This is a genomic window from Tritonibacter litoralis (assembly GCF_009496005.1).
Taxonomy (GTDB): Bacteria; Pseudomonadota; Alphaproteobacteria; order Rhodobacterales; family Rhodobacteraceae; genus Epibacterium; species Epibacterium litoralis.
Genome location: NZ_WIBF01000002.1, coordinates 51,246 through 70,579 on the forward strand (window position 1 = coordinate 51,246; position 19,334 = coordinate 70,579).

At 58.5% G+C, this 19,334-nt stretch carries 19 protein-coding genes; 5 read left to right on the forward strand and 14 right to left on the reverse strand.

Going from position 1 to position 19,334, the window contains the following annotated elements:
* Window positions 1-35: 35 nt before the first annotated feature.
* Window positions 36-659: a LysE/ArgO family amino acid transporter gene (locus GFB49_RS04435; protein ID WP_153214616.1), complete on the reverse strand. Its 624-nt coding sequence runs from the start codon at window positions 657-659 to the stop codon at window positions 36-38.
* 92 nt (window positions 660-751) lie between these two features.
* Here GFB49_RS04435 and GFB49_RS04440 point away from each other — a divergent pair, with 92 nt between their 5' ends.
* Together GFB49_RS04440 and GFB49_RS04445 are read left to right on the forward strand one after the other, a co-directional pair.
* Window positions 752-1,636: a LysR family transcriptional regulator ArgP gene (locus GFB49_RS04440; protein WP_153214617.1), complete on the forward strand. Its 885-nt coding sequence runs from the start codon at window positions 752-754 to the stop codon at window positions 1,634-1,636.
* A gap of 17 nt (window positions 1,637-1,653) precedes the next feature.
* Window positions 1,654-2,346, forward strand: coding sequence for a nitroreductase family protein (locus GFB49_RS04445; RefSeq protein WP_153214618.1), 693 nt, complete (start codon window positions 1,654-1,656; stop codon window positions 2,344-2,346).
* 3 nt (window positions 2,347-2,349) lie between these two features.
* Here GFB49_RS04445 and GFB49_RS21355 read toward each other — a convergent pair whose 3' ends face one another.
* The 4 genes from GFB49_RS21355 to GFB49_RS04465 form a co-directional block, all read right to left on the reverse strand.
* A complete protein-coding gene (locus GFB49_RS21355) occupies window positions 2,350-3,072 on the reverse strand; it encodes a methyl-accepting chemotaxis protein (RefSeq protein ID WP_281347140.1) in 723 nt (240 codons plus the stop codon).
* Between the two features lie 239 nt (window positions 3,073-3,311).
* Window positions 3,312-3,782, reverse strand: coding sequence for a hypothetical protein (locus GFB49_RS04455; protein ID WP_153214620.1), 471 nt, complete (start codon window positions 3,780-3,782; stop codon window positions 3,312-3,314).
* A gap of 1 nt (window position 3,783) precedes the next feature.
* Window positions 3,784-4,254, reverse strand: a complete 471-nt coding sequence (locus GFB49_RS04460; RefSeq protein ID WP_153214621.1) for a hypothetical protein — start codon at window positions 4,252-4,254, stop codon at window positions 3,784-3,786.
* 125 nt (window positions 4,255-4,379) lie between these two features.
* Window positions 4,380-5,120 (reverse strand): YebC/PmpR family DNA-binding transcriptional regulator, encoded by a 741-nt coding sequence (locus tag GFB49_RS04465; protein ID WP_153214622.1) that lies wholly within the window; start codon window positions 5,118-5,120, stop codon window positions 4,380-4,382.
* 152 nt (window positions 5,121-5,272) lie between these two features.
* Between GFB49_RS04465 and GFB49_RS04470 the strand changes: the two genes are divergently transcribed.
* Window positions 5,273-7,045: an SLC13 family permease gene (locus tag GFB49_RS04470; protein ID WP_153214623.1), complete on the forward strand. Its 1,773-nt coding sequence runs from the start codon at window positions 5,273-5,275 to the stop codon at window positions 7,043-7,045.
* A gap of 250 nt (window positions 7,046-7,295) precedes the next feature.
* Here the strand turns inward: GFB49_RS04470 and GFB49_RS04475 are convergent, their stop codons facing one another.
* The 5 genes from GFB49_RS04475 to mgtE form a co-directional block, all read right to left on the reverse strand.
* Complete coding sequence (locus tag GFB49_RS04475) at window positions 7,296-9,074, reverse strand: SLC13 family permease (protein ID WP_153214624.1); 1,779 nt, start codon at window positions 9,072-9,074, stop codon at window positions 7,296-7,298.
* Between the two features lie 253 nt (window positions 9,075-9,327).
* Window positions 9,328-9,810 carry a GNAT family N-acetyltransferase gene (locus tag GFB49_RS04480; protein ID WP_153214625.1) on the reverse strand — a complete coding sequence of 161 codons (483 nt, stop codon included), beginning with the start codon at window positions 9,808-9,810 and terminating at the stop codon, window positions 9,328-9,330.
* A 30-nt stretch (window positions 9,811-9,840) separates the two neighbouring features.
* Window positions 9,841-10,659 (reverse strand): TIGR00282 family metallophosphoesterase, encoded by an 819-nt coding sequence (locus GFB49_RS04485; protein ID WP_153214626.1) that lies wholly within the window; start codon window positions 10,657-10,659, stop codon window positions 9,841-9,843.
* A gap of 81 nt (window positions 10,660-10,740) precedes the next feature.
* A complete protein-coding gene (locus GFB49_RS04490; protein WP_153214627.1) occupies window positions 10,741-11,322 on the reverse strand; it encodes a 5-formyltetrahydrofolate cyclo-ligase in 582 nt (193 codons plus the stop codon).
* A gap of 9 nt (window positions 11,323-11,331) precedes the next feature.
* Window positions 11,332-12,723: a magnesium transporter gene (gene mgtE / locus GFB49_RS04495; protein WP_153214628.1), complete on the reverse strand. Its 1,392-nt coding sequence runs from the start codon at window positions 12,721-12,723 to the stop codon at window positions 11,332-11,334.
* 137 nt (window positions 12,724-12,860) lie between these two features.
* Here mgtE and guaD point away from each other — a divergent pair, with 137 nt between their 5' ends.
* Complete coding sequence (gene guaD, locus GFB49_RS04500; RefSeq protein ID WP_153214629.1) at window positions 12,861-14,153, forward strand: guanine deaminase; 1,293 nt, start codon at window positions 12,861-12,863, stop codon at window positions 14,151-14,153.
* Window positions 14,154-14,243: 90 nt separating this feature from the next.
* Here guaD and GFB49_RS04505 read toward each other — a convergent pair whose 3' ends face one another.
* The 3 genes from GFB49_RS04505 to GFB49_RS04515 all read right to left on the reverse strand — a co-directional run bounded on the left by GFB49_RS04505 (window position 14,244) and on the right by GFB49_RS04515 (window position 17,009).
* Window positions 14,244-15,599, reverse strand: coding sequence for an 8-oxoguanine deaminase (locus tag GFB49_RS04505; protein WP_153214976.1), 1,356 nt, complete (start codon window positions 15,597-15,599; stop codon window positions 14,244-14,246).
* A 142-nt stretch (window positions 15,600-15,741) separates the two neighbouring features.
* Entirely contained in the window at window positions 15,742-16,533 is a 792-nt protein-coding gene (gene hisN / locus GFB49_RS04510) for a histidinol-phosphatase (RefSeq protein ID WP_153214630.1), read from the reverse strand.
* 107 nt (window positions 16,534-16,640) lie between these two features.
* On the reverse strand, window positions 16,641-17,009 hold the full coding sequence (locus GFB49_RS04515) for a helix-turn-helix domain-containing protein (protein WP_153214631.1): 369 nt from the start codon (window positions 17,007-17,009) through the stop codon (window positions 16,641-16,643).
* 358 nt (window positions 17,010-17,367) lie between these two features.
* Between GFB49_RS04515 and GFB49_RS04520 the strand changes: the two genes are divergently transcribed.
* Window positions 17,368-18,330: an NADPH:quinone oxidoreductase family protein gene (locus GFB49_RS04520; RefSeq protein ID WP_153214632.1), complete on the forward strand. Its 963-nt coding sequence runs from the start codon at window positions 17,368-17,370 to the stop codon at window positions 18,328-18,330.
* A gap of 42 nt (window positions 18,331-18,372) precedes the next feature.
* On the opposite strand, the gene GFB49_RS04525 is transcribed toward GFB49_RS04520, so the two are convergent.
* Window positions 18,373-19,257, reverse strand: coding sequence for a LysR family transcriptional regulator (locus GFB49_RS04525; protein WP_153214633.1), 885 nt, complete (start codon window positions 19,255-19,257; stop codon window positions 18,373-18,375).
* Window positions 19,258-19,334 lie beyond the last annotated feature (77 nt).

A 19,334-nucleotide genomic window follows, 5' to 3' on the forward strand; every position in this document is an offset into this window, starting at 1 on the left:
GAAATCCTTCCGCGTACCGATACATTTGGCGCGGCTCACCCCAGCAGCAAACGCAGGGCGATGGCCCACATGATGATGCCGATCCCGACCTCCAGGATCTGCCAGGCGCGGGGACGGGCAAAGACCGGGGCCAACAGGCGCGCGCCATAGGCCAAGACCAGAAAGAAGCAGAAGCTGGCGGTCACTGCGCCCAGTCCAAAATGGGTAGGATTGTCATATTGCGACGAGATTGAGCCCAATAAAACCACAGTATCCAAGTAGACATGCGGGTTCAGCCAAGTGAGCGCCAGCGTGGTCGCCAGAACCGGCCACAGGGGCTGACGTTCAGCTGTGTCTGCCAGCAGCACGTCGCCGCCGCGCCAGGCGGATTGAAAGCTGCGCAAGCCATACCACAGCAAAAATGCCGCCCCGCCCAGCCGCATCGCCGGTTCAAACCACGGCAGCACCTGTGCCAAAGATCCAAACCCCAGCACGCCAGCCGCAATCAGAACCGCATCGGAGCCCGCGCAGGTCAACGCAACTGGCAGAACATGCTGGCGTCGCAGCCCCTGCCGCAGAACAAAGGCGTTCTGCGCGCCAATCGCCACAATCAGGCTGAGACCCAGAGCGAACCCGGGGGCAAAACCGGGAGCAAAACCGACAATTAGGGCTGAGGACATGGGGAGGCTCCGTTATCTGGTCGTGGAGTTTGACTAAGCCCTGTGGCGACGTTAATCCAGTTAATACACCTAACTTCAGATTAGCAATTCTAATGCAGCTCGATCAAAATCAACTGGCGGCCCTGGCGGCTGTTTTGCGGCTTGGCTCCTTTGATCAGGCCGCGCAGGCGCTGCATGTGACACCCTCGGCCATTTCGCAGCGGATCAAGGCGCTGGAGGAACATTTGGGCGCAACCCTGGTGCATCGGGGCCAGCCCTGTGAGGCAACGCCCATAGGCGCGCGTCTGGCCAAACATGCCGAAGATATCACCCTGTTGGCCGCCGCCTTGCACCGGGATCTGGGCCTGCCCACCGAACAGGGGCCGACGCGTATCCGGGTGGCCGTCAACGCCGACAGTCTGGCGACCTGGTTCATTGATGCCATGGCCGCATTGGACGGCGTGTTGTTTGATCTGGTGCTGGATGATCAGGACCACAGCGCCGATTGGCTGCGGCGGGGTGAGGTCTCAGCCGCGGTGACATCATTGACCACACCGGTGACAGGTTGCGACATGCGCGCGCTTGGCGCGTTGGAATATGAAGCGACGGCCAGCCCCGCATTTATGGCGCGCTGGTTTGGCGATGGGGTCACGCGGGCCGCGCTGGAGCGTGCGCCCTGTTTGATTTTCAATGCCAAGGACCAGCTGCAGCGCCGCTGGTGTGACGCCAATGTAGCCACCGGGTTGGCGCCGCCGACGCATTTCCTGCCCTCGACCCATGCTTTTGTCGATGCAGCGGTGGCAGGTGTTGGTTGGGGAATGAACCCGGCGGATCTGGTGCGCGGGCATCTGGCCCAGGGCCGCCTGTGCGCGCTGATCCCTGGCCGGGCGCTGGACATCCCGCTGACGTGGCAGGTGAGCCGCGTCATGGCCCCTGCCCTTGCGCCCCTGACCAAAGCTGTGCAGAAATCGGCCAAAGCAAAATTAAAGCAACCCTGACCAACGCGAGGCCCCTGATGTTTTCCAAAGACAGCCTGAGTTACGAAGCGCTGCCACTGCCGGACCGGCTGGATTATAGTGACGCGGAAATGCAGGCAGAGGCGGCCAAGTTTCTGGCACATATGCGGAAACGTCATTCGATCCGGGAGTTCAGCGACCGACCTGTGGCGCGTGAGGTGATCGCAGACTGCATCCGCACCGCAGGCTCTGCCCCGTCGGGAGCCAATCACCAGCCGTGGTTCTTTGCGGCGGTGTCATCGGCCGAATTGAAACAGCGGATCCGCGAAGAGGCCGAAGCCGAAGAGCGCAAATTCTATGATGGCGGTGCGCCGGATGAATGGATCAAGGCGTTGGAACCAATTGGCACCACCGCGGAAAAACCACATCTGACCATTGCGCCCTGGTTGATTGTGGTCTTTGCCCAGCGCTGGGGCACCTTTGAGGATGGCAGCCGGTACAAAAATTACTATGTCCCCGAAAGCGTCAATATCGCCACCGGGTTTCTGCTGGCGGCCTTGCACACCGCCGGGCTGTCGACCTTGACCCATACGCCCAATCCGATGCGATTTCTGAACGGCGCTTTGGGGCGGCCCGAGGCTGAGAAACCAACAATGATTATCGCAGTGGGGCACCCCGCAGATACCGCGACCGTGCCGGGTGTGGCCAAGTGGAAAAAACCGCTGGAGGAGATCAGCGCGTTTTTTGAATGACCGTCAGGAGGCCAAGACCTCCAGCTGGCTGCGCAGCTGTTGGACCGAGGTGGCGGAGGTTTGGCTGAGGCTGCGGATTTCACTGGCAAGGATGGAAAACCCCCTGCCTTGCTCTCCGGCCCGCGCCGCCTCGATCGAGGCGTTGACTGAGATCATAAAGACCGCCTGGCTGATCTGTTCGATCTGGGACACGGATTTCGAGATCACATCACGATTGAACGCCGAACGGCTGCTGCGCTGCGCAACGGCGTAATCCAGCGCGCGCCCAATGCCGCCCACAACATCGTTTAAGGTCGACAACAGGGTTGTGGCGACAAATTCGGCAAAAGCGACCAGACGGCTTTGATCTGCGCGGTTGCCGCTGTTGCTCAGATCGCGGGCGGCGTTGATGAACTTCTCAAGCTGTTGTTCCTGCTCTGGCGTGATGGCTTGAACCGCACGCATGGCCACCAGAACATCCGGCGGCAGATCGCTGTGGGCGCGGGTCAACGAGATCCGTTGGGCAATGGCGGCAAATTCATCCAAAGCTGCGGCAAAGGCTTCGCCACCCAGTGTTTTGCGCGGATCCTCGCAGTTTTGCAAAAGCGCAATCATCACAGCGCGATGCGACAGCATCCGCATTTTACCACAGAGATTGATCAACTGACCCAATTCGGCCTCGGCCAGTGTATCAGCCTGTGTGTCAGCCTGCGGGGTCTCCGGGCTGTTCATCTGAGCAATACCCATCATCGTTTCCTTCGTTCACTAGAACTCCATGCAACCTGCGTCTGAGAGGGGGGACGAGGCCGCAATCACCATTGCCGCACACTCAGCGCTAGGGTGAAAACGTAAACCGGAAATAAACGCTTGGGTAGCAAGGCTTGTTTTCCTTCGGATTTGGACCGGCTGCTGAAAAAGCGCTCAGCCCAAGCTTAATCCTTGGGCGTGAGGCTCAAACCTTGGAATTGCCGATGACCGATTGGCGATCAGATCCGCAGAGAGCATAGACTATTTGTGTTAGGAACACCTGCTGTTTCCGGAAAGAGACGAGTAGCTTCTGGATTCTCATGTGGACGAAAGACCAGAACTCCATCTAAAACTATGGCGTACAACTCTCCCCCGCCATCGCTGACAAGGTGACTGCCACTCGTTTTGTTCGGAGATTCCTTGAACCACTCCAAAACATAAAAATGGCCGCTACGGTTATTTCTTGACTGGGGAATAAGCGAAGTTTTCGTAATTTTCCCAATCATATAAGATCGTTTGAACGTTTCTCTGCCGGACCGTTGTCCAATTTTCAATAGACATTGCTTTCGACGAACTTGAACTCCCTTGTTTCCATACAGCTTCACACGACATTTCTCGCCGCTAAACTCAGAAATCTTTCCAGTGTTCGGATCGTAATCGACAAGTACGGAATCACCTTTTTTAAGTCTTGCAAGTTTTGGGGTAGGCATTTCACTCTCCTTGTTGCAATGCGGTTGACGCTACCTGAAACAGATCGGATAAAAGCGTCATAAAATCCGTTCCACCCGTTAGAAGTTTCGCGCCCAGTAAGAGGCAGAGAGCCAACGCAGGGACCGCAATTGCAGTGATCACCCCAGTATACACAGCGAAGAAGAACGCACGACGTCCGCTGATTTTTGCGTCAACAGACTCCACAGTTTCTTTGACGGAGTCCAAGGCACTTACCGCCTCATCAATAATTGATTGCCTGCGCAGTTTTTTTCGGGCTTCGATAACAAAGCCTTCTAAACTGTTGTCATCATAGAAGGTCTGCAAACTGAAGGACTCATCTCGCATGATGCGTCGCTCTTCGACTTCGATACGCTTTTTCTCAAACAGAGCATAAGCGAGTAAAGCAACTTCTTCTTCGTCGCTCCACTTTTGTTGGATTTCGTTAAAAATTTGGTTGGTTTGAAGTTCCATGTGGCAAAGAGCAATATATTAACGTTTGAATAATAATTATCTTGAGGCAGAGAAATTCGATCGTCAAAAAAACAAAAAACCCGCCTCACTGGGCGGGTTTTACTAAGTATTCAGTCAGCGGTGGATCAGAGTTGTTCCATCACCTCGTCCGAGGCCTCGAAGTTGGTGGTGACGCGCTGGACGTCATCATCATCTTCGAGCGCATCCACCAGCTTCATTAGCTTTTGCATGTCTTCCAGACCCAGCTCAGTGGTGGTGGTGGGCTTCCAGATCAGCTTGGTGGATTCAGATTCACCCAGTTCGGCCTCCAGCGCGCTGGACACGTCGTTCAGGTCCGTGTCCGCACAATAGATAATGTGGCCGTCTTCCGAGCTTTCGACATCTTCGGCGCCCGCCTCGATGGCCGCCATCATCACAGTGTCGGCATCCCCTACAGAAGCGGGGTATGTGACTTCACCCTTGCGGTCGAACATAAAGCCCACGGATCCGGTTTCACCCAGGTTGCCGCCGTTTTTGGTGAAGGTCGAACGCACAACCGAAGCCGTGCGGTTCTTGTTGTCGGTCATGGTTTCCACGATGACGGCAACGCCATTGGGGCCATAGCCTTCATAGCGGATCTCATCATAGTTTTCCGCATCGCCGCCAGTCGCCTTTTTGATCGCGCGTTCGATCACATCCTTGGGGACCGAATTCGATTTCGCTTCTTTTACAGCCAGACGCAGGCGGGGGTTTTTATCGGGATCGGGGTCGCCCATTTTGGCGGCCACGGTGATTTCCTTGGCCAGTTTGGAAAAGAGTTTCGAACGTGCGGCATCCTGGCGACCTTTGCGGTGCTGGATGTTTGCCCATTTGGAGTGGCCTGCCATGGTGCATCCTTGCGTTAATAGTCAGATTATCCGAATTGGCGTTCATATAGCCGCCCTTGGCCGGGTGTTTCAAGCCGCCCTGCCCCAGTTCCATGACATCAAGGCCGAGTTTGTCCCCTTGCCCCGCTGTTCGACAGGCGTAAGGTGGCCCTATGCGTTTTGATCAATACCTGTTGTTTGGCCTTTTTGGCGTTGTCTTTGGTTTGTTGCTCTGGGGGCGCTACCGCTATGATCTGGTGGCCTTTGGCGCGCTGATGGTGGCGGTGGTGCTGGGGCTGGTGCCCACCAAAGACGCCTTTGCGGGCTTTGGCCACCCGGCGACGCTGGTGGTGGCGCTGGTGTTGATCGTCTCGGCCGGTTTGGTCCGGTCTGGGGCAGTGTTTCTGATCACCCGAAGCCTGGTGGACGCCAGTCGCAGTCTGGGCGCACATATCGCGATCATGGGTGGCGTAGGCGCGGTGTTGTCGGCGTTTATGAACAATGTGGCGGCGCTGGCGCTGTTGATGCCGGTGGACATCCAGACCGCGAAAAAAGCGGGGCGTGGACCTGGGCTGTCGCTGATGCCGCTGTCCTTTGCCACCATATTGGGCGGTATGGCCACGTTGATCGGCACGCCCCCCAACATCATTATTGCCAGCATTCGCGAAGAACAGCTGGGGGCGCCTTTTCATATGTTTGATTTTGCGCCGGTGGGTGGGGTTGCGGCGCTTGTCGGTCTGGCCTTTGTGGCGCTGGTTGGCTGGCGGCTGATCCCGCAGCGCGACAATGGCACCAGCGATGCAACCCATATTGCGCCCTATATGGCGGAGCTCACCGTGCCCGAGGGCTCGGCCCTGGTGGGGCAACGGTTGGGCGCCTTGTATCCGGAGGCGGAACAGGCCGATGTGGCCATTCTGGGCCTGATCCGGCAGGGCAAGCGGCGGTACGGACGGGCAGCGGGCGCGGTTGTGCAGGACGGCGACACGCTGGTTCTGCAGGCCTCTCCCGAAGCACTGGACGAGTTTCGGTCGGCGCTGTCGCTCAATTTTTCCGATGCGGCCCGGCAAGAAAAGCTGGAGGCCGCAGGCGAAGGTCTGGAGCTGGTTGAGGTGGTGGTGCCCGAAGATGCGCGGATCACCGGACGGTCGGCGCAGTCCATTGGCCTGGCCTGGCGACAAAGCACCGTGTTGATGGGCCTGTCCCGCCAAGGCGCGCAGATCACCGGCCACATCCGCCAGAGCGAGATCCGGGCGGGGGATATTCTGCTGCTGCTGTGCCCACGCGGACGGGCGCGTGACGTAATCGACTGGCTGGGCTGCCTGCCACTGGAAGACCGGGGGCTGGATGTCACCGCAAATGACAAAACCTGGCTGGCCATCGGCATGTTTGGCGCAGCGGTTCTGGCGGCCTCGCTGGGGCTGGTGTACCTGCCGGTGGCGCTGGGATTGGTGATGGTCGGATATGTGCTGACGGGGATCCTGCCGATTGGGCAGCTTTATGACCATGTGGAATGGCCTGTCGTGGTCCTGTTGGGGTCGATGATCCCCTTGGGGGCGGCTTTGGAGACCTCGGGCGGGACAGAAATTCTGGCGCAAGGGTTGATCACATTGACCAGCGGCCTGCCGGCCTGGGGCATTCTGGCCGTTTTGATGGTCGTCACCATGACCCTGTCGGATGTGTTGAACAACACCGCCACCGCCATTGTGGCTGCCCCGGTGGGCATTCAGATGGCAAATACGCTGGGCGTCTCGGCCGATCCGTTTCTGATGGCGGTTGCCGTTGCAGCCTCGGCCGCGTTTCTGACGCCCATCGGGCATAAGAACAACACGCTGGTTCTGGGTCCCGGCGGTTACCGGTTTGGCGATTACTGGCGCATTGGCCTGCCGTTGGAAATCCTGGTGGTCGCCGTCACAATCCCAGCGATCCTGATCTTCTGGCCGCTGTAAAGCGACGCGACATCATCCAGTCTGTAATCAGCCCGCTGGTTTTGGTCAGCCTGTGCCGAACAACATCGACGCAAAGGCAATCGCCAGGCCACCGCTCAGCACCAGGGCAACAAAAGTTGGTATGGTCTTCATAGTCCCGTCCTCAATCACTCACACGTTCTTTGATATAGGAACGAAATGTGCAGCTTTCAGGGCAGGTATTCCGGACACCAAGCCTGTTTTTACGGGGAATTTTAGCTGGATTTACCTCTTATAAAGGCCAAATGAACGGGATCAGCAGCGAAGCCAGTAGTCCGATGCTGAGGTTCAGAGGAATCCCAACCCGCAAAAAGTCCGAGAAGCGATAACCGCCGGGGCCGTAAACCAGCATATTTGTCTGATAGCCGATCGGGGTCGCAAAGGAGGCCGAGGCCGCCACCATCACTGCCACCACCAAGGGGCGCGGATCCAACCCCATCGCCTGGGCCAGCCCGACGGCAACCGGTGTCACAACCACAGCCACCGCATTGTTGGAGACCAGCTCGGTCAGAACCGAGGTGAGCAGATAGACCGCCCAGACCACCAGGAACGGTGGCAACATGGACAGAACAGGCGCCATCGCATTGGCGATCAGGCTGACCGCGCCGGAATGTTCCAGCGCCGCCCCAATCGCCAGCATCGCAAAGATCAGCGCCAGGAGGCGGCCGTCGACAAAGGAGAACGCCTCATCCGCGTCAATACAGCGTGTGGCCAGCACACCTGCGACGGCGAGAACGGCCAACAACAGGATCGGAGCCACGCCAAAGGCGGCCAGAAGAACGATGGCAAAGAGGGCCACCACAGCAATGGGTGCATGGCTGCGGCGGTAGGCCCGTTGCGAAGGTTGCGAGACCTCGGCCATATCCATATCAGCCGCCAGACGTTGAATATCACCTGCCGCGCCTTCCAGCAGCAGAGTATCGCCCACGCGCACCACCAGATCATCAATCTGGACGCCGATGTTCTGGTTCTTGCGGTGGACCGCCAGCACATAGACACCATAGCGGCGGCGCAAGCGCAGCGCGCCCAGCGAGCGCCCGACCATGCGGCAACCGGGGGTGATCAGAACCTCAACCGTTTTGGTCTCAACCGTGGAGACCTGATCAACCCGTTTGAGCTCTTTGTTGCGCTGCAGGCTGAGTAGTTCGGTCATCTGGGTGCGCAGAACCACACGGTCGCCGACCTGCAACTCGACCCCTTTGAGGTTGCGGCGCAACGAGACATCACCACGCACCACATCAATCAACCGTACGCCTGGGCGTTTGAACAACTGAACGCCGGTGACTTCGCGCCCGATCAAGTTGCTTTCAGGGGGGATCACGGCCTCGGAAAAGAACTTCATTTTGGATCGATCACTGAGCAGCATCGCCATACTGTCGCGATCCGGCAGCAATTTGGGCGCGACAAACCGCAGGTAGATCATGCCCCAGATCACCAGCACAATCCCCAAGGGCGTGACCTCAAAGATGGAAAACGGCTCCAGCCCCTGCGCGCGGGCAACCCCATCCACCAAAAGGTTGGTCGAGGTCCCGATCAAGGTCAGCGTGCCCCCCAGGATCGCCGCATAAGACAGCGGGATCAGAAGTTTAGAGGCCGAAACATTCAGCGTGCGCGCGATTTGGATAAAGACCGGGATCATCACCACCACCACTGGCGTATTAGACACCACAGCAGAGGCCGCCACCACAAAGGCCATCAGCATCGCAATGGCGAGCTTGGGGCTGACTTCGGCTTTGGAGCGGGCCAATTGGGTAAAGGCATCCAGCGCCCCCGTGCGCACCAGACCGCCCATGATGATAAACATCGCCGCAATGGTCCAAGGGGCCGGGTTGGACAGCACCAGAACCCCCGCCTCATAAGGCAGGACACCGGTCAACAGCATCAAGGACACGCCGATCAGCGCCACCACCTCGGTTGGGTAGATCTCACGCATAAAGCCGACGAACATCAACAGCACAATCCCCAGCGCGATAACCGCGTCGGTAGAGGCTCCAAACTCGAGAAAATTCATAATAACTCAGATCGTCCTAGCTGTTTGGGTCCTGTGGTGACCTTATCAAGCGCACCCGGTTAACAGCACCTTGTCACAAAGACCAAAGCGCCTTTCGCCCGGACAGGCCGCCGCCCACATTGCCGGATTGCAAAGAAGGGGGCAAGCCATTCCGAAATAAAGGAAACAAAAGAAATCCTGCGAAAGCCACGTCGGCTCATTTTGCTGCCATTTAACGGGATAAACAGCCATCTTTTGCCGATCCTGCGCCGGTTCAGAGCGTCTTTTTGAAAAAGACGCGATCAAACCCGTCCTCTCTGCGGCGCGCGATCTCTTGGTAGCCGAGATGTGGATAGATCGCGAGGTTTTCGACCATCTTTGCATTGGTATAAAGTGCAACGGCCTGTGCGCCGCCCTGTCTGGCGCTGTCTTCGCAGAATTGGATCAGCGCCTTGCCCACACCGCGCCCAGTGGCCGAGGGGCGGACTGCGATGTTTTCAAGTTCAACCACCGTATCACTTCGGAAAAAGACGATATATCCCAGCAGATTGCCGGGTGGTTGGTCCAGTGATCGGTCTGGGGATTGAACCGCGACATAAACATGGCCTGCGTCAATCAGTGCGGCAAAATCTGCCACCATCGGCGCAGGCTTTTTGCCAATGGCGGCCACATATTGCTGAAACGCCTCTGTGGCGCAGGACTGGATGGCGTCCACATCCTGCGGCCGGGCTGGGCGGATTTCAAATTGGTCTTGCATGATCCCCTGCCCCTTTGACACATGGGTGTATCAGTCCGCCACACCTGCGCTTTGCAACAGACCACCCTGGCGCACCATGCGCACCTTGGTCGCGGCCCCCGTGCGGTCATCGGTTTCCACATAGACACCGGACAGGGTCGCCTCCCCTTCGGCGGGGGTAAAGCGGCCTTTGGGCATGCCGGTCAGAAAGCGGCGCATGGGCTCTGCCTTTTCCATGCCAATGACGGAGTTATAGTCGCCGCACATGCCAGCGTCGGTCAGGTAAGCCGTACCGTTTGACAGGATCTGCGCATCGCCTGTGGGCACATGGGTGTGGGTGCCCACCACCAATGAGGCCTTGCCATTGCAGAAATGACCCATGGCCATCTTCTCGGATGTGGCCTCGCAATGCATGTCAACGATAATGGCCTGCGCCAGCCCCCCACGGGGGTGGGATTTCAGCACCCGCTCCACCGCCCCAAAGGGGTCGTCAAAGGCCCGTTTCATAAAGACCTGCCCCAGAGCCTGCAGTACCAGAACCTTTTGGCCTTTTGGCGCGGTAAACAGACGGTAGCCACGGCCTGGCGCGCCTTTGGCAAAGTTCAAAGGTCGCACGATGCGGCTTTCGCCCTCGATGAACTGCAGCATGTCCTTTTGGTCAAAGGCGTGATCGCCCAGGGTCAGGCAATCCACACCTGCCGCCAAAAGCGCCTTGGCATGTTCGCCATTCAATCCCATGCCATTGGAGGCGTTTTCGCCGTTCACAATGACAAAATCCAATTTCCAGTCTTCCCGCAGTTTGGGAAGCCCTTCGATGACGGCCTTACGCCCTGCGCGGCCCATCACGTCGCCGAGAAATAAAATACGCATGTCTCTTCCCTTAGGCAGCCGCGCGACCAGCGGCAAGGGGGGAGTTGGATTTGTCTGGTTAAACGCCGGGTTTTTGCAGCCTCACCGATCCGAGCGCGTGAAATCCAGAACCTCTGCTTCGGTCACGATCATATCCAGCGGTTGATCTGTGGGCTCAAGCGGCAGATCCGCGCCCTGTTGCGCGGCATAGGCAAAGCCAATTGCCAAGGTAGGACGTTTGGCGCGCAATGCCTGCAGCGTGCGGTCATAAAACCCGCCGCCATAGCCCAAGCGGTTGCCCTGTGTGTCAAAGGCCACCAGCGGCACAATCAAGATTTCAGGATCGAAAAAATCGTCCACCAGGGGAACTTGCGCCCCAAAGGGACCATCGCGCAGAGGGCCATCTGGCTCCCATCGGCTGAAACGGAGCGGCATCGCCTCCCCCTGGATCACGGGCACCCCCACCGGACCATAGGCCGCAGCCTCGGCCATGGCTGCCAGCGGCGTGATCTCAGTCCGGATTGGCATGTACCCCGCCAAAGGCACGCCGCGATAGCCTGCCAGAACCTCGGACAGATGGCCTGCAACGCCGGGGCGGCGGTTGGCATGCGCCACCTTGCGCCGCGCAAAGGCCTCCTTGCGGGCGGTTGCTTTTTCTGCGTTCAAGGCTGTCTTGGCGGTCATCGCTCTCTCCTACAGCAGCACCACCGCCGCCAGCCCGAGGAAGGCAAAGAAGCCCACCACATCGGTCACCGTGGTCACAAAGGCCCCAGAGGCCAGCGCCGGGTCCACATTCAACCGGTCAAGGATAATCGGGATCACCGTGCCAGCAAGCCCCGCGACGACTAGATTGATCACCATCGCGACGGCGATCACCCCGCCCAGCGCAGGAGAGCCAAACCAGACCATACCCACAACCGCCATCACGGCCGCAAAGATCACGCCGTTCACCAGACCTACCAGAATCTCGCGTCGGATCACCCGCCAGACGTTGGATCCGGTCAGGTCGCGGGTGGCCAGGGCGCGCACCGCAACCGTCAGCGACTGGGTGCCTGCATTGCCCCCCATCGAGGCCACAATCGGCATCAGAACCGCAAGCGCGACAAAACCTGCAATCGTCTCCTCAAACTGGGCAATCACCAGCGAGGCCAGAACCGCCGTCACCAGGTTGACCGCAAGCCAGGGAAAGCGCCGCCGGGTGGTGTTGATCACCTTGTCCGAAAGCGAGCTTTCCTCACCCACACCGGCCAGACGCAGGATGTCTTCTTCGTGTTCCTCGTCCAGAACAATCATCGCGTCATCAATGGTGATGACGCCGACAATACGCCCTTCGTCATCCACCACAGGGGCAGAGATCAGGTGGTATTGGTTAAACGCATAGGCCACGTCTTCCTCATCCATATCGGCGCGGAAGATTTCAAAGGTTTCTTCGGTCAGGTCCATCAACGGCACGTCACGGCGGGTGGCCATGATCCGCCCCAGGGTGACATTGCCCACGGGATGCAAACGCGGGTTCACCACCACCACGTGATAGAATTGCTCCGGTAAGTCTTCGCTGGCGCGCATGTGATCAATGACCTGCCCCACCGTCCAGTGATCCGGGGCCATGACCACCTCGCGCTGCATCAGACGGCCAGCAGAATTCTCCGGGTAGGCCAGCGATTGTTCCACCGCAACCCGGTCGGAATCTTCCAGAACATCCAGAATGGCCTCTTGCTGGGGCTCTTCGAGGTCCTCCAGCAGGTCAACGACATCATCGCTTTCCAGTTCCCGCACCGCTTCGGCAAGCACATGGGGATTAAGAAGCGCGATGACCTCTTCGCGGATGCTTTCATCCAGTTCCGACAGGATCTCCCCGTCAAATCCACGATCATAAAGCTGGATCAGGCGGCGCCGGTCATAGGCGTTGATCTGTTCCAGAAGGTCGGCGATGTCCGCTGCGTGAAGCGGTTCCATCAGCTTGGTCAGCGTCTCGCGATCCTTGGCGTCCACCGCATAAAGGATGCCCACCACCAGCTTGCGGCTCAGCTCAAAGGGTTCTTCGGTTGCCTCTTCAAAAACGGCTGTTTCCGTGTCGCTGCTCATTTGCGCTGCCCCCCGTTTTTCTTTGGCACAGGATAGAAGAAGCAGTTACCGGAAAACAATGACAATTCCACGATTTACCGGCACTCCTGTCGGGGGTATCCTGTGGCTTGCGGTTTGGCAAGGAAAGGACGCTGGCGATGCGTAAAGATATCATCCTGTGCGGGCACGTGCTGTCGTTTTTGGCCTCTCCGTTTGACCGTGAGGATCCCAAGGACGCAGCACAGCTGCATGAGGCGGTTTTGCTGCGGGCAGGCCGCGTGGTGGAGCTGGGCAGCCGGGCCGCGATGGAGAAACTGGCCCCCAAAGCTGAGGTGGTGGATCACGGACAAAAGCTGATCATGGCGGGTTTTGTGGATGCGCATGTGCATTACCCGCAGACCGCCATCATTGCCAGTTGGGGCAAGCGGCTGATTGATTGGCTGAACAGTTATACCTTTCCAGAGGAAATGAAATTTGGCGATCCTGCCTATGCCGCGGAGGTTGCGGGGCGTTATCTGGAGCTGACCCTGGCCAATGGCACCACCACGGTCTGCAGCTATTGCACCATCCACCCCGAAAGCGTGGATGCGTTTTTTGCGGCAGCCCAGACGCGTGGACAGCGGGTGGTTGCGGGCAAGACCTGTATGGATCGCAACGCGCCCGAGGGGTTGCAGGATACGGCGCAGACTGCATTTGACCAAAGTGCGGCCTTGATAGAACGCTGGCATGGGGTGGACCGGCTGGAATATGCCATCACGCCGCGGTTTTCGCCCACCTCCACCCCCGAACAGCTGGAGGCGATGGGTGCTTTGTGGCGGGCGCACCCGGAATGTCTGATGCAGACCCATCTGAGCGAGCAGCTGGATGAGATCGACTGGGTCAAATCCCTGTTTCCCAATGCGCGGGATTATCTGGACACCTATGAGATGTTTGGCCTGTTGGGGGCCAAAGGGGTTTATGGCCATGCGATCCATCTGGAAGAGCGCGAGCGCCACCGCCTGCGCGAGTTTGGCGCCGCATTGGTGCATTGCCCGACTTCGAACACGTTTATCGGATCTGGCCTGTTTGACATGGGCGGGTTGATGGCCGAAGGCCACCGCATTGGCTTGGCCACGGATACCGGCGGCGGGTCGAGCTTTTCGATGCTGCGCACAATGGCGGCCGCTTATGAGGTTGGCCAGCTGCGCGGGCGGCCCCTGCATGGGGCGGAACTTTTGTGGCTGGCAACCCAAGGGTCCGCGCGGGCGCTGCGGATCGAAGACAAGGTTGGCAATCTGGCCGCCGGTCTGGAGGCGGATATTGTGGTTCTAGACCTGGCCTCGACCCCGGCGATTGCGCAGCGCGTGGCACAGGTGGACGACCTGTGGGAGGCGGTGTTTGCAACCGTGATGATGGGTGATGACCGGGCCGTGGCACAGGTCTATGTGGCGGGAGAACCCGTTCAACACTGAGCTGCGCTGGCCGGGCGAGTATGGAAGGAAGGGCGCTCCCGCGCCCTGGCCTCCGGCGGAAGTATTTTTGAAAAGATGAAAGCGCGGGCCTTATCCGCTTGCGCTGGCAAGTTCGGCCGCGCGGGCGGAATGACGGGTGATCAGATCAGGGAGATCGAGCGTGGTGACCTGCCCGTCTGCGACAATCTGGCGTCCCTCCACAAAGAGATGTTTGACCGTCGCGGCCCCGGCCAGCACCAGCGCCGCCGGGTCCCAGCTGCCGCTGCCAGAGGCGGTGCGCGTGTCCCAGATTGCCAGATCAGCGCGTTTTCCGGGCATGATCCGACCACATTCAGGGCGACCCAGCACATCCGCGCCACCGCGCGTGGCCAGTTCCAGCGCCTCATAAGCGCTCATGGCGTTGGCCCCTTTGGCAACCCGTTGCAATAGCATCGCCTGACGGGTCTCGTTGATCATGCTGGCCATATCGCTGCTGGCGGAGCCATCCACCCCAAGCCCCACGGGAACGCCTGCATCACGCATTGCCCGGATCGGCGCAATGCCCGAGCCCAGACGGCAGTTTGAACAGGGGCAGTGGGCGACACCGGTGCGGGTTTTGGCAAAGAGATCAATCTCTTCTCCGTCAAGTTTTACGCAGTGGGCATGCCAGACGTCCGACCCCACCCAGCCCAGATCCTGGGCATATTGACCCGGACGGCAGCCGAATTTTTCCAGCGAATAGGCGATGTCTTCGTCGTTTTCGGCCAGATGTGTATGCAGCATCACGCCCTTGTCCCGCGCCAAAAGCGCTGTGTTGCGCATAAGGTCGCGGCTGACAGAGAAGGGCGAACAGGGTGCCAGCCCCACACGGATCATCGCCGCGTCGCTTGGGTCATGGAAGGTGTCCACCACCCGGATCATATCCTCAAGGATTGCGGCTTCGCGCTCTACCAGACTGTCAGGGGGCAGACCGCCGTCGCTTTGACCGATGCTCATGGCGCCGCGGGTGGGCTGGAACCGCAGGCCGACTTCTTGGGCGGCGGCAATGGTATCATCCAGCCGGGCGCCATTGGGAAAAAGGTAAAGATGATCTGCGGTCAGCGTGCAGCCCGACAGGGCCAGTTCGGCAAGCCCCAATTGGGTCGACAGATGCATATCCGCAGGGGTAAAGCGTTCCCAGATGGGATAAAGCGTTTGGAGCCAGCCAAACAACAAAGCATCCTGCGCGCCCGGCACGGCGCGGGTGAGATTTTGGTAGAGATGGTGATGGGTGTTCACAAGGCCCGGCGTCACCATCGTATGTTTGCCGCTGACAACCACGCCTGTTGTTGTCAGCCCCTGCCCCACAGCCGCAATTGCGCCCGCGCGGATCAGCACATCCGCATCGCGCAACACGCGGCGGTCGTCGTCCATGGTCACAACGCAAGTTGCGCCCTGGATCAAGGTTTCAGAGGCGGACGGGTCCATATGAGATTGGGGGGCTGACGGCATCAGGCACACTCCTTGGATCTGCGCCCGCTTCGGTCAAGAAGTGTGATTGAGGGTCCGACGGAAGACGGGCAAAAGGACTCGAACCGGAAGTGAATATATCACTGCCCGGTCCGGTTCCTCAACCCTGTTGCAAGCGCTTGAGTGCGGCGGCGTGCAATTCCGGTGTGGCAGCTGCCAAAGCGCGGCCACCGTCGTGGACCGGGCCGCCTTCCCAATTGGTGACAATTCCACCAGCCGCTTGGATCACCGCAATGGGCGCTTGAATGTCATAGGCGTTGAGCCCCGCTTCGATCACCAGATCCACCTGCCCCGCCGCCAGCAGCGCATAGGCATAGCAATCCATCCCATATCGGGTCAGTTTGACATGGGCGGCCACCCGTTCAAAGGCGGCGCGGTCTTCGCTGGTACCAACTTCGGGGAATGTGGTAAACAGGATCGCCTGATCCAGCGTGGTGGTTGGTTTGGTGCGCAGGGGGCTTGCCCCTTGTGGGCCCGTCATCCGGGCCTGATCAGCGGTCCCGACAAAGCGTTCGCCAATATAGGGTTGGTCAATAATGCCCAAGAACGGACCATCCGCATCTGACAGCGCAATCAAGACGCCCCAGGTGGGAGTGCCGCTGATAAACCCGCGGGTGCCATCAATGGGGTCCAGAACCCAGGTCCGTCCAGACGTGCCTGCAACATTTGGAAACTCTTCGCCCAGGATGCCATCTGTTGGACAGTCTTGCGCCAGGATATCTCGCATGGCCTGTTCCGCCGCGCGATCCGCAGCTGTGACAGGATCAAACCCGTCGGTCAGCTTATTCTCAGCCTCGACGGTCAAATTGCGAAAGAAAGGAAGGATTGCAGCACGGGCCGCGTCGGCCAGTTTATGGGCAATCTCAAGATCAGAAAGGGCGGTTCGGGTCATACGGCACGCGTGCCACCGAACCGCCCAATTTACAAGGGTCATTTCCCAAAACCACGAAGGTAATTTGGATGTGACACCTCAAGGGCCTGGATCAGGCCCCTTTGTGCTTAGGCAACATCGCTGAGCACGCGCGCCAGTTCAAACAGGCGACGACGTTGGTTCTCAGGAATTGCATAGTACGACCGTACCAGATCCAGCGCTTCTTTGTCGGTCATCAGATCGTCCGGAACCATACCACCTTCGGCAGTTTTCTGGTCGTCTTGCAAACCTTCAAAGAAGAAGCTGACCTGAACGTCCAGAGCATCGGAAATATCCCAAAGTCGCGATGCGCTGACACGGTTCGCGCCAGTTTCGTATTTTTGAATTTGTTGAAATTTAATTCCGACCTTTTCGGCCAGTTGTTGTTGCGTCATACCGATCAGCCAACGGCGATGCCGGATACGCTTTCCTACATGTACATCCACAGGGTGAGCCATGGGTTTCTCCTAGTCGTTTTCCACCGCAGAAGCTCAGATTACAGCCGAAGCTCGCCACCTCGGACCCACACCCGAACCAACGCCGCCGACTAGGAATTCCCCATATTCCCTAATCTGAGACATACCACACGGATAAGTTTACGCCCTTATCGGTTGAATTCAAGCTCGGATGCCACCCAATTCCGAGTGGCGTGTGTAACGCTATGTTTCTATGAACAAAAATATTCATGCAAAGGTTTTTTTAACAATTTGCAACAATCCTCTTACGCTTTGCCGCAGCGTCGAAAGGTAGATCTTCTGGTAATCTTTGCACGAATCACATTCCACCGGACGAATAGCAACCCAGAGGCGATTATTGATGCTTGCGTACCACGTATCCGACATTAACAGCGCAAAGCTGACCACTCTTGACGCAAAATCACCCAAATCCGATCAAATAAGCGTGAAAATCGCGGCATGTGGTTTGAATTTTGCCGATTTGCTAATGATCAAAGGCGCTTATCAAGATACTCCCGAGCTCCCGTTTACACCTGGGCTTGAAATCGCCGGGGTTGTTACCGAAATCGGTAAAGATACCCATGGGCTGCAGATCGGCGACCGGGTTGCCGTATTTGGCGGGCAGGATGGCCTTGCGGAACAGGGGGTGTTTGACGCCAATCGCGCCGTTGTTCTGCCGGATGAGATGTCCTTTGTCGAGGCGGCCGGATTTCAAATTGCTTATGGAACCAGCCTTTTGGCGCTGGATCACTGCGCCCGGTTGCAACCCGGTGAGACGCTGCTGGTCACCGGGGCCGCAGGTGGTGTTGGGCTGACAGCGGTCGAGATTGGCAAGAAAATGGGGGCCCGCGTCATTGCCCATGCGCGTGGTGCGGAAAAGCTGGAGGTTGCAAAAGCAGCCGGCGCTGACATTCTGATTGATGCCTCCGAAGATCTGCGCAGCCGTGTCAAAGAGTTGGGCGGCGCTGATGTGGTATATGAAACTATTGGCGGGGACGTCTGGACCCACGCCTTTCGCGCCACCAACCCCGGTGGGCGGCTGTTGCCAATTGGGTTTGCAGGCGGAGACGTGCCGCAGATCCCGGCGAACCATTTGTTGGTCAAGAACCTTACCGTGATTGGGCTCTATTTTGGAGGTCTTCTGAAATCGCACCCGCAGGTGGTACAGAACTGCCTGTCGCAGCTGTTTACCTGGTACCGTGAAGGCCAGCTGAAACCACATGTGAGCCACCAGATGCCGCTTGCGCAGGTCGAAGAGGCGCTGGAGCTGTTGCGCACCCGGAAATCAACCGGGAAAATCGTGATAACAATGGACGACGTATAAAGTAGCGAACAAGGGGCGGATCATCCGCCCCCGGATCCCCGTTTACCCAGCCGCCAATCGCAGGGAAGCTGGGCGCATGTCGTCAAAGCCCTGGCGGACCAGATTGGCCAGCTCTTCAACATAAGCCGCTCGGACCTTATCCGCTCCATAAAGGTTTATGTGCTGGGCCGGCAGCATCGGCAGCGCGCCGTTGCTTTCCACCAGTTCCTGATAATCAGGCTGCGTCCCTTCCAGCAGAACCCCCACGGCCAGATCCGCGCTGATTGTTGCTTCGACCGATCGGTCGGAGTCGCTGTCGAGCGCCATTTCCCAGGGAATTCCTGCCTCGTCCAGCGCTTTCACAGCGATACCACGGAAGATACAATGCTTGCTGAAGCCAAGACGCAGCGGGTGGTGACGCCAAGTCGATCCCCCCGGCGCTCCGATCCAGCGCAGCGGCATTTGGTGAATGGTCTCGGACCCCTCCTGGGCTGTGGTCTCGGTTGTCAGGATCAGGTCGAAATTGCCGTTGGCAAATTCTTCCTTGAGCATCCGCGTATTGGTGGTTGCCAGATTGACCCGCACACGCGGATAGCTGGCGTTGAACTGTTTCAGGACGCGCGGGATCACCGGATGGACCACATCGTGCGGCACGCCAAAGTTCACCTCCCCCTCAAAGGCCTGATCCGTCAGACGGCCAATGACCTCGTCGTTGAGCGCAATCATGCGCCGGGCATAGGCCAGCATCTGCTCGCCAGCGGATGTGAGCGCAATGGTACGCCCGCTGCGGTCCAAAAGTTGCAGGCCCAACAGCTCTTCAAGACGTTTGAGCTGCATCGACACCGCCGATTGGGTGAGGTGCAAATACCCGGCCGCGCGTGTCACCCCGCCATTGTCAGCCACCGCGACAAAAGAGCGGAGCGTGGTGATATCAAGATTCCGTACCATCACACCTCCTGATGCAATCAATCAAAAACATTCGTTTTTAAAATGTGCCACAGGCTGCCATATGTATCAAGCAAATT

Bases quoted from the DNA above. Each gene is read 5' to 3' on its own strand.
- GFB49_RS04475 (WP_153214624.1), bottom strand. From the start codon at position 9,074: ATGAATTTTCTCGAGTTTGGAGCCTCTACCGACGCGGTTATCGCGCTG.
- GFB49_RS04465 (WP_153214622.1), bottom strand. From the start codon at position 5,120: ATGGCAGGCCACTCCAAATGGGCAAACATCCAGCACCGCAAAGGTCGC.
- GFB49_RS04455 (WP_153214620.1), bottom strand. From the start codon at position 3,782: ATGCCTACCCCAAAACTTGCAAGACTTAAAAAAGGTGATTCCGTACTT.
- GFB49_RS04485 (WP_153214626.1), bottom strand. From the start codon at position 10,659: ATGCGTATTTTATTTCTCGGCGACGTGATGGGCCGCGCAGGGCGTAAG.
- GFB49_RS04480 (WP_153214625.1), bottom strand. From the start codon at position 9,810: ATGCAAGACCAATTTGAAATCCGCCCAGCCCGGCCGCAGGATGTGGAC.
- hisN (WP_153214630.1), bottom strand. From the start codon at position 16,533: ATGACCCGAACCGCCCTTTCTGATCTTGAGATTGCCCATAAACTGGCC.
- GFB49_RS04505 (WP_153214976.1), bottom strand. From the start codon at position 15,599: ATGGACCCGTCCGCCTCTGAAACCTTGATCCAGGGCGCAACTTGCGTT.
- guaD (WP_153214629.1), top strand. From the start codon at position 12,861: ATGCGTAAAGATATCATCCTGTGCGGGCACGTGCTGTCGTTTTTGGCC.
- GFB49_RS04490 (WP_153214627.1), bottom strand. From the start codon at position 11,322: ATGACCGCCAAGACAGCCTTGAACGCAGAAAAAGCAACCGCCCGCAAG.
- GFB49_RS04460 (WP_153214621.1), bottom strand. From the start codon at position 4,254: ATGGAACTTCAAACCAACCAAATTTTTAACGAAATCCAACAAAAGTGG.
- GFB49_RS04525 (WP_153214633.1), bottom strand. From the start codon at position 19,257: ATGGTACGGAATCTTGATATCACCACGCTCCGCTCTTTTGTCGCGGTG.
- GFB49_RS04470 (WP_153214623.1), top strand. From the start codon at position 5,273: ATGCGTTTTGATCAATACCTGTTGTTTGGCCTTTTTGGCGTTGTCTTT.
- GFB49_RS04435 (WP_153214616.1), bottom strand. From the start codon at position 659: ATGTCCTCAGCCCTAATTGTCGGTTTTGCTCCCGGTTTTGCCCCCGGG.
- GFB49_RS04445 (WP_153214618.1), top strand. From the start codon at position 1,654: ATGTTTTCCAAAGACAGCCTGAGTTACGAAGCGCTGCCACTGCCGGAC.
- GFB49_RS04440 (WP_153214617.1), top strand. From the start codon at position 752: ATGCAGCTCGATCAAAATCAACTGGCGGCCCTGGCGGCTGTTTTGCGG.
- mgtE (WP_153214628.1), bottom strand. From the start codon at position 12,723: ATGAGCAGCGACACGGAAACAGCCGTTTTTGAAGAGGCAACCGAAGAA.
- GFB49_RS04520 (WP_153214632.1), top strand. From the start codon at position 17,368: ATGCTTGCGTACCACGTATCCGACATTAACAGCGCAAAGCTGACCACT.
- GFB49_RS21355 (WP_281347140.1), bottom strand. From the start codon at position 3,072: ATGGGTATTGCTCAGATGAACAGCCCGGAGACCCCGCAGGCTGACACA.
- GFB49_RS04515 (WP_153214631.1), bottom strand. From the start codon at position 17,009: ATGGCTCACCCTGTGGATGTACATGTAGGAAAGCGTATCCGGCATCGC.